Here is a 13,696-nt window from a genome sequence, read left to right as displayed (position 1 = left end):
TAATACTACCTTTTAACAAATTCTATCTATTACAGTTTTTAAATGTTTGCAATAAACGAGAACTAAGCAGCTATTTCAAAATATCCCGAATATCATCTTTACTTAAAGATTTGAAAAAACTCTCTTCTGTAGTAATTAAGGAATTTGCCAGCGATTTTTTGCGATTTTGGAGGGCTAGAATTTTCTCCTCTACAGTATCTTTTGCTATAAACTTGTAGATAAAAACCTTTTTATCTTGTCCAATTCGGTGGGTTCTATCAATGGCTTGCTGCTCTACTGCAGGGTTCCACCATGGGTCTAGTATAAATACATAATCGGCCTGGGTGAGGTTTAAACCTACTCCACCAGCCTTGATAGATATCAGGAACACTTTCAGATTGGTATTCTGCTGAAATTCTGCTACAATTTCTCCTCTGTTTCGAGTAGCACCATCCAGATAGGCAAATGGAATCTGCTCTGCCTCAAAGTGTTTCTTGAAGATATCGAGATGTTTTACAAACTGTGAAAAAACCAGCACTTTATGCCCGCCTTTGAGCACGTTATCTAAGGTGTGAATTACATTTTCGAATTTACCGGAATCTGAACCGTACTCTGCGTCAATCATCACCGGATGGTTAGCCAACTGCCGCAGCGCTGTTAACCCTTGTAAAAGTTGTACTTGCTTTTGGGCAAATGTGCCATCGTCCATGCTTTGCAATAAATCATTGCGATAAGCGGATTTGGTCTTTTCGTAATATGCGGCCTGGTCTTCGCTCATGTCGCAATAAATTACCTGCTCTGTTTTTGGAGGTAATTCTGCAGCAACCTGTTCTTTGGTTCTGCGAAGTACAAAGGGCTTTATAATCGATTGAAGCTTGCGTGCTTTTTCCTCATCTTTTTTCTTCTCGATCGCTTGAACATATTCATCATAAAAAAAAGCTTGCGTACCCAATAAACCAGGGTTTAAAAATGTTAATTGCGACCAAAGATCGCTAACGGAATTTTCTACTGGTGTTCCGCTTAGTATAAGGCGGTGCCTGGATTTGAGGCTTCTTACTGCCTTAAAAGATTTTGAAGCAGGGTTTTTGATATTCTGGCTTTCATCCAAAATAACATAGTTAAAGTAGAAAGATTTAAACTCTTCTACATCCACACGTGTAACGCCATATGTGGTAATAACAATGTCGTAGTTAGCAAAATTAGCTACATTTTTATTTCTATTGCTCCCGGTATGTGCATGTATTTTTAGTTTCGGTGTAAACTTTTTAGCTTCTGTTAACCAATTATAAATTAATGAGGTGGGCATGATGATGAGGGAAGTACTTGGCGTACCCAACAACTGATGGTCTTCCTTAACCTTTTGTAGCATGGCCAGCGTTTGTATGGTTTTACCCAAACCCATATCATCTGCCAGGCAACCGCCAAAATTATATTCACGTAAAAAGCTGAACCAATTGTAGCCTGCTTTCTGGTAATCGCGAAGGCTACCTTTAAAATTTAAGGGCATTTGCGTATCGGCAATGTCTTCAAAATCTGATAAGCGCTGAAGTTTGCGTTCTAGCGTAACATTTGCCAGGCTATCTTCAGCCAAATCATTTAGCAAACCAATATGGTGTTTCTTGAGCTTTAGGCTTGTGCCCGTATCTGCAAGGCTAAACAGGCTTCCATATTGGGTAAACCATTTGTCTGGGATGATGGCCACCTCCCCATCAGGAAGTAAAAATTCCCGCTTTTTATGTAATATGTGTTGCTTTAAGGAAAGAAAAGGAATTTGATATTTGCCAAACCAGACTACCGCATTAATATCGAACCAATCGTTACCTTCTTTAACCTCTAAATCAATTTTATTGGCGCCAAAAACGAAGCGCTTTTGGCCGGTGGCCTGTTCTATTTCGAAACCTGCTGCCTCTAGGATCTCGATATGCTCATTAACCCAATTGATAGCGGCATAGCTCTGATTCTCTTCAGTATTGATTACCTCCAAATTGCTAAAGAGTGCGCTAGCTTTTTTGAGACCCAAAGAAAGTAAAAGGTTAAACTGTTTTTTCTCCCACTCTGCAGAACGTTTAATGCGGTGAAAAATGTAATTGTCGTCCGTTTTCTCCAATCTCACAGTAACCTTGTGTGCATTTTCTATCGGAAATTGGTATTCTCCATATTTAAAATAGAGCTGAATTTGAGATATGCCACCATCTACGTATAAGACTTTGATTATGGGGATGGCATCATATTGTTCAGTTCTAATTTCGAAACCCTCTGCATAAACATGGTGCTTTTCTATTAAGGGGGCAACAAATTTCTCGAAATAGGTAGTTTCGGTAGATTTTGGAATTGCAATATATCGCTTTGCTAAAAAAGGCTGCAATTTCTTGCCTTCTACATCTTGATCAAAAAAGTATAGCACATCGTTCAACAACAGCCATGCTGGTTTATTACTGATGATTTGCGCTTCCTTGAACATAAACTCGATGCGCAAGTTTTGATATTTGATAGTAGGGAAGTAGCGTGTTTCTGTTTCGTTTCTGCGGAAATGAAACAGTATAGATGCAGGTTCGGCGGCAAGCTCAATTTTGCGCTCTACTGGCCAACCATCTTTATCCATAATGTAAAGCTCGTTTTGTATTTTGAGCAACTCTAAGGCTTCAGCTAGTTTCTTTTCTATCTTCGGACGAACAGTATTGTAAAACTTATCATCGAAAATTTTGGTGAAGAACTCCGTTGGCCTGATGAGTTTTTTATAATATTTTTTAATTACCGCATCTTGTTCAATATCATCTAAAATTTTAATGAGTTTGGAATCTATATCGGTTAGGCAGTTTTTAAATTCTGCGGCGGTATGGGTAAAAATGCGCTGATAGGTAAAAGAGAAATCGCCCTGCGGATTTAGCTGAACAATATGTGGTTCAATTAAATAGCCTAAGTACTCGTGTTTGCACAATGAGTATACAATTTTGCAAGGTTTAGAGCTATCTACGCGTAACATTGTAAGGTTTGAAAAATCTTTTAAAAGCAGCCTCTTAAAAAACTTTAAACTTACGATATTTTAGGCGCACATCAAAAGAAGTGTAACATTTTCAATGCGATTTGTTTTCGTTGCATGGGTTTATAGTTACAGACATTTTTAGACGGTGCTATGCCTTACTTTCGCTCTCGGCCCTGAATTTTGTTATTCTAGCAATCAAATCTTTTGGTAAAGGTTTATTCAGTGGGAATTGTACCGCTCCTTTGCTCCACTTTAGGTTGCCAAATTCATGTTTGAAGGCTTCGATGCCTGAATTAGTAGGGTAGAAGCCAATATGTTTTTGATATGCTGCAAAATAAACCAATACTTTATTTTGTTTAAAAGCCGGCATTTTGTAACTGATTACTTCTGTTGCCTGAGGTATTGCCTGGCGAATAGTGGTGCGAATTTCTTGTAAAACATTTTGCGTTTCTGAAGGGAAAAGCGCAATGTATTCGTCGATAGTACCTGGATTTTCCGCGTTCATTTCTAGAATTTTTACTTGAAATTACGAAAACTTACTGATTTTTGATATGCTGAAGTATAGGTCTGCAAGGTTTAATGCATTGTTTTTAGTGTAATAAACCCGATAGGAATGATTCCGATTTTTCATCGGATTAATGGATAGCGGGGCTTTCACAACCGAAGTATTGCCGAACATTGCTTTCCAAAAAAAACAAAAAAAATCCCCCAAATTTGATTTGGAGGATTAAATATCATAATAAATTTTTGCTGTTATTTTGTTGCGTACATTACTTCTTTAACTGCTTTAACAACTTTTTCTGCATTCGGTAAGCTTGCAGCGATTAACGTTGGTGAGTATGGAAGTGGTACGTCTGCACAAGTAATACGTAATACTGGTGCATCTAGGTAATCAAATGCCTGTTTTTGAACCATAAAAGCAATTTCGCCAGAAAGTGAAGCCAACGGCCATGCTTCTTCAACTACTACTAATCTGTTGGTTTTTTTAACTGATTCGATAATGGTTGCATAATCAATAGGGCGAACAGTACGTAAATCGATTACTTCTGCATTGATGCCTTCTTTTGTTAATTCTTCTACGGCTGGATTAACTACGCGGGTTAACATTTTACCGAAAGTTACGATTGTTACATCGGTACCTTGTTTAGTTACGTTTGCTTTACCAAATTCGATGTAATATTCTTCTGCAGGAACATCGCCTTTATCGCCGTACATTACTTCAGATTCCATAAAAATTACTGGGTCTGGATCGATAATGGCTTGCTTTAATAGACCTTTAGCATCGTATGGTGTTGATGGAACAACGACTTTTAATCCTGGTGTGTTTGCATACCAGTTTTCGAAGTTCTGAGAGTGTTGTGCACCAAGCTGACCAGCATTACCTGTTGGTCCACGGAAAACCATTGGGCATGAGAACTGACCACCGCTCATTGATAAAATTTTAGCAGCACCATTGATTATTTGATCGATGGCTACTAATGAGAAGTTAAATGTCATGAACTCTACAATTGGAATAAGGCCAGCTGTTGCAGCTCCAGTTGCGATGCCTGCGAAACCTAACTCGGCAATTGGGGTATCAATAATGCGTTTCGCACCAAATTCTTCAAGCATGCCCTGACTAACTTTGTACGCTCCGTTATATTCTGCTACTTCTTCACCTAATAAAAAAACGCGGTCATCTTTGCGCATTTCTTCGCTCATGGCTTCGCGTAGTGCTTCTCTAAATTGGATTTCTCTCATTGTAAATTTTAATAACGGTGGCAAATATAATTATTAATCGCTTTGAAACCAAAGGCAATAATGCCTGCGGTTTGTAATAATTGTTATGTAATTTTCTTAAGATAATTTGGTGCTATACACCATTCTTGATTTCATAAAATATTATTTTGAAACTGGCCGTATTGGATTGCTTTTGTTTTTAAGGCATCTAATTTGTCGGAATTTTGAGGATTAATTTTCCAGGAATAATGGTTGCCGTTCTAGTGTTGGGGATTAATTAAGCCATAGATTTCGCTGTCTAAAAATCGCCCTCGAAAATAATAATCTTGCTTAAAATGAGCTTCTTTAACGAAACCATGTTTGATAAGCACTTGCCTTGATGCATCATTTTCTACATTAATGTTTGCCTTAATTGTGTGCAAATTCATTTCTTCAAAACCAAAATTTATCGTTCTTTTTAAGGCTTCGGATATTATTCCCTCTCGCCAATAATCTGGGTGAAGCATGTATCCAATTTCTGCCCTATGGTTTGCATAATCTGTTCGCCAGTAACCAATGGAGCCAATCATTTCGTTTGGGTTTTCTTTCAGCGCAATTACCCAGGCAAGGTTGTCGCCATTTTCGAAACCATCGTTAAGGATGCTGATGAAAGTTTTTATTTCCATCAAATCCTTTGGCCGTTCACGGTCGATATATTTCATTACCGTTTCATTTGTGCGCATGGCAAATAATGTTTCAGCATCAGTTAACTTATGCTCTCGTAAAATAAGGCGCTGGGTTTCGAGGCTTGGAAATTTTGTAAAATTGAGGGTTAGCATTTTATTCTTTTCTTATTTCGAATTTATATTTATCGGTGAACTCTTCTACCTCTTCTTCAAATGATTTTTTGTGATGATGGTTTTCCTGGTATTTGATGTAGTTGTTAACAATCTCTAAATTGGATTCGCTTACTGAAACTGCGAAATAATCATCTTGCCACATAAAGGTTTCATCGGTTAGTTTATTTTTGTTTATCCAATAGGCTGATTCACCTTTAATTAGCTGTGCTATTTTAGCTATGCTTTGTTCTTTTCCTACAGATATTAAACAGTGCAAATGTTCTGTATAACCATTAACAGTTTTAAGGAAAATTGATTTCTGTTTACAATTTTCTATGATATGATTTTGAAGTTTATAGCGGATGGTTTTTGTTAAATAGGGATGTCTGTTTTTAGTTGAGAACACCAAGTGAACCCAAATTTTTACATATGACATATTTTAAAGTTTGGCTAAGGCCAATATAAGGATTTATTTTTTTTCGTCGGCTAAAGCCAGACGGCCAATAAATGGATGGTGCAGGCGTATTTATAGCGGTTGGTGGGTGTTCATTGCCGTTGGTTGAAACAAACAGGTTTTGTTTGGCTAAAGCCAATATAAGGATATATTTTTTTTCCGTCGGCTAAAGCCAGGCTGCCAATAAATGGATGGTGCAGGCGTAGTTACAGCGGTTTGTAGGTATTCATTGTCGTTGGTTGAAACAAACAGGTTTTATATGGCTAAAGCCCATATAAGGATTTATTTTTTCCGTCGGCTAAAGCCAGACGGCCAATAAATGGATGGTGCAGGTGTTTTTACAGCGGTTGGTAGGTATTCATTGCCGCTGGTTGAAACAAACAGGTTTTGTATGGATAAGGCCAATATATGGATATATTTTTTTATTCCGTCGGCTAAAGCCAGGCTGCCAATAAATGGATGTTGCAGGTGTTTTTACAGCGGTTGGTAGGTATTCATTGCCGCTGGTTGAAACAAACAGGTTTTGTATGGATAAGGCCAATATATGGATATATTTTTTTATTCCGTCGGCTAAAGCCAGGCTGCCAATAAATGGATGTTGCAGGTGTTTTTACAGCGGTTGGTAGGTATTCATTGCCGCTGGTTGAAATCAACGGGTTTTGTTTGGCTAAAGCCAATATAAGGAAATATTTTTTTATTCCGTCGGCTAAAGCCAGACGGCCAATAAATGGATGGTGCAGGCGTATTTACAGGGGTTGATGGGTGTTCATTGCCGTTGGTTGAAACAAACACTTTTGCTATGGCTAAAACCAATATAAGGATTTATTTTTTCCGTCGGCTAAAGCCAGGCTGCCAATAAATGGATGTTGCAGGTGTTTTTACAGCGGTTGGTTGGTATTCATTGCCGTTGGTTCAAACAAACAGGTTTTGTTTGGCTAAAGCCAATATAAGGATATATTTTTTTTCCGTCGGCTAAAGCCAGACGGGCAATATATAGATGGTGCAGGTGTATTTACAGCGGTTGGTGGGTGTTCATTGCCGTTGATTGAAACAAACAGGTTTTATATGGCTAAAGCCAATATAAGGATATATTTTTTTATTCCGTCGGCTAAAACCAGACGGCCAATAAATGGATGGTGCAGATGTTTTCAAAGCGGTTAGTGGGTATTCATTGCCGTTGGTTGAAACAAACAGGTTTTGTTTGGCTAAACCCAATAAGAGGATATATTTTTTTCCGTCGGCTAAAGCCAGGCGGCCAATAAATGGATGGTGCAGTTGTATTTACAGCGGTTGGTAGGTATTCATTGCCATTGGCTAAAGCCAACGAACTAGAAACAAAATCAAAAAGGCTTTAGCCACAAACTAATCTACCTCCCAAACAATGTAGTATAGATAGAATACACATAATTACCTGGCACCTGGCTGGCTCTAAAAGGGATAGAATAATCGAACAATTCTTTTAACTTCTCTCTTAGCGCTTGCAAAAACAACATTTTCTCTGATGCTAAAAAAGCATCTTTTAACACACCATTTTTGCCGGTGAAGGTAATGCCCTCTTTGCTCATCGTTTTAACAATATAGAGATTAGGCTCAACAGTTTCGTTTTTGGAAATCTGCTCGTAAACATGCGTATAAAATAATGTTTGCACCAATGCTTTATTGATATTTCCGCAGTCGGTATCAAAACATTCTTCAATAGATGAATATTTTAGTTTGTCGCTACCTGTTTTATAATCAACAATTCTGTATACACCATTTTTCAAGTCAACCCGATCTATAATGCCATAAAGTTTTACCTGTTGCTGTTTCCCATTAGCTTCGAAATTAAAGCTTGCATTTCCTTTTTGCTCCAAACCAATTAAAGTGAAAGGTGCATCTTCTGCATCTTGCTTTAAAATAATATTTACGTATTCTAGCACGATAGCATAAATAACTTTTTGCATGCCATTAAGGTTCACCTGAACATTTCTATTCTCATATAAAACTTGAGCAAAACCCTGCATAATTAATGTCGGAATATCAGTCCTTTTTTCCCTAATGCGTTCGGTAGTAATTTCTGGATCAACAGCTTTTAATTGAGCATAAAACTGCTCCATTACATCATGCAATATCAAACCAACTTTGTATGCTTCAACGGTTTCTTCTACTTCTTTTGGCTCTTCAATTCCGGCTACGTACTTATAAAAGAAATCTATTGGGTTTGCAATATAGGTAGTTAAGGCCGATGCAGAGAGGTATTTCTGACCAGATAAATACTTGTTTAGCACCTGCTGTACCTTTGCAGATTTCACCACAACTTCATCCCTTTTCAACTCAGTTTTTACAGAAAGCTGCAATTCTCTATGATGAAAATTAAAGCCACTTTCGTATTCCAACTGTTTAATAAATCGAGATGGCTCCCCACTATTGCTCTCGTCAGTTAAAGCATTATAGACAAAATGTATATTTTTTGATCTTTGTATCAATCGATAAAACATATATGCCGAGATCGCATCCTGATTTTCTAAAACCGGTAATCCATAGGCCCGCCGCAAACTATCGGGAATAAATGTTGTGCCTGTTGATGCCTGAGGTACAATACCCTCATTTAAGCCTAAAATAATTACCCGTTCAAAATTCAAGTTTCTACTTTCTAACAACCCCATTATTTGGATCCCGTTTAAAGGATCACCTTCTAGTGGAACCGCAATTGCGCCAAGCGATTTTTGTATGAGCGATAGCACAAAAGTTAATTCGATATCTTGCTGATATTTGTTAATGTGGTGTTGAAGTGTATCTTGCAGTCTGTTCAGCTCTTGCATGGTCTTGCCAAACAGTTCTGCATCTATTTTTTTCAGTTTTCTGGCAGCTAGTTCACGTTGTAAAACGTAGTCTAATACCTCAATCAATTTTTTTACCGCATCGGCGGATGATGTTATAGGTTCGAAAAAGCTAGCGAAAAGGCCACCCTGCCTAGTTAAACGCCCGTATGGAATTTCTATCAACTGCTCTTTAATTAAAGCATCGATGATTTTTGGTCGCATTACATCGCTAACTCCAATTAAAGGGTGCGATAAAAAGGCAATTGCGGTTTGGTACTGAATAGTTTTTTTTCCATTGACTTCTGCCTGTACGCTTAACCACAAGTCTGCCAAACCATATAGCGAGGAGTTGATAAGTCCAAAGCCCATTGTGATGTTCACATCTAGTTTTTTGCCTTCTACTTTTGCTGGGATAGTTTGCAAAACCGGGATCAACAAACTTTCATCTGCAAGGATGATTGCAGTATTCACCTCCTGTTGGCTTAATATTCGCTCTTTTTCATTAGCCAAAAGCTCGTTTATAATTTTTGCTTGTGCGGTTTGCCCCTGCACTTTGTAAACGTTAACATCGCGTGGCGTAGATTTGATATTGCTCGAGGCACCTTCAAGCTGATTCTTCAAGCCAATCTGGTTCAGATTTCTACGGAGAAAAAGTCCGGCCTCTTGCATTTCATCTTCCAAATAATAACTGTCTGTATCAAAATAAAAGATGGCCTTTTCTTCTTCTTGCCAGCGTTTAAATGCTCTAGCTTCAGATTTGCTAAGTGCGTTAAAGCCTATAAAAACAAGTTTACCTCCCACATATTTTGTGGTAAAATCGATGTCGTTGTTGCCATAGGCGATGTTTTTATATAGCCTTGCCATTGTGGTAAAGCCATTGTCTGATAGCCTTTGATGAAAATTGCGATACAAGACAGGCATTCGGTGCCACATTTTTATAAAAAGTTCCTGCTGCTTTTTGTACTTGCCTTCTGAATATGATTGCCAAAATTGCGATAGAAATTCCTTTTGCTCTGCAGTTAAGAAATCAAATTGTTGATTGATGACCGCGATATCTTCCAATTCGGTAAACAATCTATCAGAGTCTACCAAGTCGTTATCAATTTGTGTGAAATCTCCTAGAATGATGCGGGCAATGTTATGAAACTTAGCAATTGATGGTAGTTTTTCTAAGCCTTCTTTTTTTAAAAGGTCGATGTAGCAGTCGTAGAGCGTAAAAAACTGCGTGTAATGATCGGCGATTTTTAAACTGGTTGCTTCTGCAAAAAACTCTTGTACAGTAAACAATGAAGGGCTCCAAAATGGTTTTTTATAAATATCTGCCAAATGCTTTTGCAGGTATGCTACAGGGCGCTTGTTGTTAAAAACAATGGCACAATCTTGCAAGTTTTGGCCAAACTTGGCTACTAAATCTTCGGCAACTTCTTTTAAAAATGGGGTCATATTTTAGATGTGAGTATTGAGATATGAGACTGAGGTGTACAACGTAACCTAAAGGAAATTCCTTCGTTCCTCGCAATGACGCCCGCCTAACTATCATTGCAAGGAACGAAGCAATCCTAAAGCGGTTAAAAATTAATCATGCCTTCCATACGCTACACTGCTTTTAATTTCTTTAACGAAGCATAAAATAAATACGGTTTTACATTTTCATAACCCATTGCTTCTATCAAACTTTTATAATTCACTATTTGTGCTACATGATTTTGGCTTTCTTCGGCAGTAAACTTGTAATCGATGATGGAGACTTGCTTGCCGTTGAGCACCAATTTATCTGGCCGGTAGGTTTTACCATCAGTGCCTATAATAGATTTTTCGTTGATCTGGTTGGCATTTTGGCTCAATAAAGCACTCAATTCCGGGTGCGACAAAACCGCTGCAACTTGCTGTAAATAATCAGCTCTTTCATCTTCCAAAATTAAACCTTCTAAAACCAACCGATCTAGTGCGCTATCTACTTCATCAACATTGTTTACCTCTGCTAAGATAGCGTGCAGGTTGCTACCTTTTATTCCCGATTTGGTAATGTTATCGATGTATTTTTGCGGTCGGTTTTCAGTTTCTTGGTAAACTTCCTCTAAGCGAGAAGTGGTTGGATAAACAGCTAAATTGAGCGTATCGAAATTTTCTACGCCATCACCTTTATCAGAAAAAGTGCCGATTTGAATTTCGTCTGAATTTTCAAAGTCTTCTGCAAAAGCATCAAAAACGGCATCGCCAACATGGCTCAAAGATGGTTTTTTCTTTCCAGGGAATGAGATATAAATGTAATCTTTCGCTCTCGTAGTAGCAACATACAAACTATTTAAAGCATCCATATAGTTCATTAACAACTCTTCTAAATAATATTTTGTTACGCTAGAGCCTTTAAGCTGACTGGTAAATTGTAATGGAATGCTTTGTAAATCTGCATAAGGTGTATTGTCCATTGGAACCCAAAATGTACTATTGGGTCTGCCGCCCAAAGGCCAGTCGCAAAAAGGAATAAAAACAGCCCTAAATGCTAAACCTTTAGATTTATGAATGGTCATTACCTGTATGGCATTAGCTGTTTCTGGCGAGGGTAGGTTTTTATTGTGCCCTTCCTCCTCCCACCAATTTAAAAAAGCAGAAATTCCTTTTTCGCCCTGTCGGGATGCTTTGTTGGTTAAATCTCTAAAAGCTAAAAGATATGGTAGAAATGGGTTAATGTTGTGTTTTTGATATTGATCTAAGCCGAACGCAGTGATGATATTTTCGATTAAAGCCGATAAAGGTAAACCTAACCATGTACGATAATTTTCGCAAAAATTACTTGGTAGAACGTGTTTAAGGTTTTCAATTGGTGTTTCTTTTAATGCAAAATAATCATCTCCGTTGATTGCTTTTTCGTGCAACTGTGCATATAGGGCAATACAATTTGCCTTATACAAAGCAGAATTTGCCGGACTAACCACTAATAGTTTTAGCACATTAACAATGAGTTTGATGGCTGTGCTGCTGGCAATTTTTAAGGCTTCGCCTGATATCACATCTAAACCTCCGGCCATTAACGCGTTTACTACTTCGGTCGCTTCTGCATTAGAACGAACCAAAACACCAATCTCCCGTTGCTGATATCCTTTTTCGTTGAGCAAAAGATTTACTTCTTTTAGCATTTCGTTTAGGGCAGCTTCTTTTTTATTGTCGGGCTCAATATCTGAAGCTATATTTTCAACTAAACCATCAGCGGATGCTTTCGGCTTATCAAAGTTTATTTTTTTTATTTTAATGATGCCACCATTGGTCGTTTTTGAATGTTTATTTTGAGCTACTCCATCGTAAATCTTGGTAATAATATCTGTGTATTGATTGCGTTTATCGTTCCAAAAACTGTTCAGCAATTCATCATCAGCAGGTATTTCCCCGTTGATTTTATTTTGCAATAGCTTAGCCAATCTCGGGTACAGGTTGTTATTAAACTTGATAACTTCCTCTGTACTCCGGTAATTTTCTTCCAGCTGATCGGCGAAGGCGTTATGCTCCCCTAAATCTGCCATGGCTTTTTGGTGCAGCAGTTTATAATCGCCATCTCGCCAACGGTAAATAGACTGTTTGGCATCGCCCACAATTAAATGATCGTGCAATTTGCCGTCATGTACCGAGATAGCATTGCTTACCAAGGCTTTGAAACTATTCCATTGATTGGCAGAGGTATCTTGAAATTCATCAAAAAGAAAATTTCGATATTTGTTGCCCATCTTCTCCCAGATAAAACTTGGGTTTTCTCCGGCATCTTCGGCAATTCCGTTGAGCAATTTTTGCGCATCGCTGATAAGGAGCGTTTCATTTTCATCGCGATAGGCTGCCAGTAGCACGGCAATTTCCTGCATCAATCTCAAAAAATACCCATTTTTAATAAATGCTTTAGCTAAAATATAATCGGCGATGCCGGTGTTGTAAATTGCGCTTAACTGATGTAAAATGGGATTGATGTCCTGGTAAAGTTCATTACTTTTCCCTTTCGGGAACCAATTCTCTTCATCATCCATTAGCTTTAATACTTTTTCTACGTCGTTAAAATTTCCATAGATGATGCTATTGAACTTGAGCAGAGGCGAACGACTTTTGCCTTTGAAATCTTCAATGCCGAAACCACTAACCTCAATAATGCCAAAAGCGGTCTCGGCAAGTTCAGTTAAATCTGCCTCAAATTTTTTTATATAATTTTTCGAAAAATCAATATACTTTTTGAAAACCTCATCGGTGTTTTCTGTGCCAAAATGCTCTACTGCAGTCTCAAAATCTTTAAACTGATCTTTAAAAACTTCACCAACCAACTTGAGAAGTTCTGTATTGTAATTCCAAGATTTATTGTTGCTAATTCGATCTAAAGCCAGCTCAACTACCCATTGCAATAGATTATCCTTTTCATCTAGTAATTTTTCTAGCTTGGCAGTTAGTTCGTTCTTTACCTTTTCAGTGTTCATTTCCAGGCTGTACCCACTATCTAAACCTAGCTCAAAAGCAAAACCACGAATTACTTTTTGCACAAAACCGTCGATGGTGCTTACAGAGAAACGACTGTAATCATGCAGGATTTTTCGGTAAATTTTATCAGCCTTTAGCTTTAATGTTTGCGTGTTTAGTTGCGGATGAGCTGCTAAAACAAGTTGCCTGTAGTCGTCTGTTTTTTTAGAAACATCACCTTTGGCAAAACCGAGTAAAACCTCTAAAATACGGGTTTTCATTTCTTCGGTAGCCTTATTGGTAAAAGTAACCGCTAAAATTTCCCTGTATTTGTTATCTCCGCTAAATAATAATGTGAGATAATGAGCTGCCAAGCTGAAGGTTTTACCAGAACCTGCGGATGCTTGAAGTATTTTAACGGGTTTTTGCATATTTTAAATTTGATAATGAAACCACCCCGCCTTTCAGGCACCCCTCCGCGGGAGGGGAATTTCTAGATGCAGAGCTTGCATTT

The 13,696-nt window shown here is 38.0% G+C and carries 7 protein-coding genes; all 7 read right to left on the bottom strand.

Going from position 1 to position 13,696, the window contains the following annotated elements:
• Positions 1-70: 70 nt before the first annotated feature.
• The 7 genes from OQ268_RS17240 to OQ268_RS17210 all read right to left on the bottom strand — a co-directional run bounded on the left by OQ268_RS17240 (position 71) and on the right by OQ268_RS17210 (position 13,613).
• Positions 71-2,962, bottom strand: a complete 2,892-nt coding sequence (locus OQ268_RS17240) for a DEAD/DEAH box helicase (protein ID WP_265858008.1) — start codon at positions 2,960-2,962, stop codon at positions 71-73.
• Positions 2,963-3,110: 148 nt separating this feature from the next.
• Entirely contained in the window at positions 3,111-3,467 is a 357-nt protein-coding gene (locus OQ268_RS17235; protein WP_265858006.1) for an iron chaperone, read from the bottom strand.
• A 248-nt stretch (positions 3,468-3,715) separates the two neighbouring features.
• Positions 3,716-4,702, bottom strand: coding sequence for a pyruvate dehydrogenase complex E1 component subunit beta (locus OQ268_RS17230; RefSeq protein WP_265858004.1), 987 nt, complete (start codon positions 4,700-4,702; stop codon positions 3,716-3,718).
• 239 nt (positions 4,703-4,941) lie between these two features.
• Positions 4,942-5,499: a GNAT family N-acetyltransferase gene (locus tag OQ268_RS17225; protein WP_265858003.1), complete on the bottom strand. Its 558-nt coding sequence runs from the start codon at positions 5,497-5,499 to the stop codon at positions 4,942-4,944.
• 1 nt (position 5,500) lies between these two features.
• Positions 5,501-5,935, bottom strand: a complete 435-nt coding sequence (gene tnpA / locus OQ268_RS17220) for an IS200/IS605 family transposase (protein ID WP_265858001.1) — start codon at positions 5,933-5,935, stop codon at positions 5,501-5,503.
• 1,385 nt (positions 5,936-7,320) lie between these two features.
• A complete protein-coding gene (locus tag OQ268_RS17215; RefSeq protein WP_265858000.1) occupies positions 7,321-10,197 on the bottom strand; it encodes a PD-(D/E)XK nuclease family protein in 2,877 nt (958 codons plus the stop codon).
• Between the two features lie 152 nt (positions 10,198-10,349).
• Positions 10,350-13,613 (bottom strand): UvrD-helicase domain-containing protein, encoded by a 3,264-nt coding sequence (locus tag OQ268_RS17210; protein ID WP_265857998.1) that lies wholly within the window; start codon positions 13,611-13,613, stop codon positions 10,350-10,352.
• Positions 13,614-13,696: the final 83 nt, after the last annotated feature.

Source organism: Pedobacter sandarakinus (assembly GCF_026240095.1).
Lineage (GTDB): Bacteria > Bacteroidota > Bacteroidia > Sphingobacteriales > Sphingobacteriaceae > Pedobacter > Pedobacter sandarakinus.
The sequence above is the reverse complement of the archived record's forward strand: the minus strand, read 5'-3'. Positions and strand labels throughout refer to the sequence as shown.

Coding starts and splice junctions, on each gene's coding strand:
- OQ268_RS17240 (WP_265858008.1), bottom strand. CDS start 2,962: ATGTTACGCGTAGATAGCTCTAAACCTTGCAAAATTGTATACTCATTG.
- OQ268_RS17235 (WP_265858006.1), bottom strand. CDS start 3,467: ATGAACGCGGAAAATCCAGGTACTATCGACGAATACATTGCGCTTTTC.
- OQ268_RS17230 (WP_265858004.1), bottom strand. CDS start 4,702: ATGAGAGAAATCCAATTTAGAGAAGCACTACGCGAAGCCATGAGCGAA.
- OQ268_RS17225 (WP_265858003.1), bottom strand. CDS start 5,499: ATGCTAACCCTCAATTTTACAAAATTTCCAAGCCTCGAAACCCAGCGC.
- tnpA (WP_265858001.1), bottom strand. CDS start 5,935: ATGTCATATGTAAAAATTTGGGTTCACTTGGTGTTCTCAACTAAAAAC.
- OQ268_RS17215 (WP_265858000.1), bottom strand. CDS start 10,197: ATGACCCCATTTTTAAAAGAAGTTGCCGAAGATTTAGTAGCCAAGTTT.
- OQ268_RS17210 (WP_265857998.1), bottom strand. CDS start 13,613: ATGCAAAAACCCGTTAAAATACTTCAAGCATCCGCAGGTTCTGGTAAA.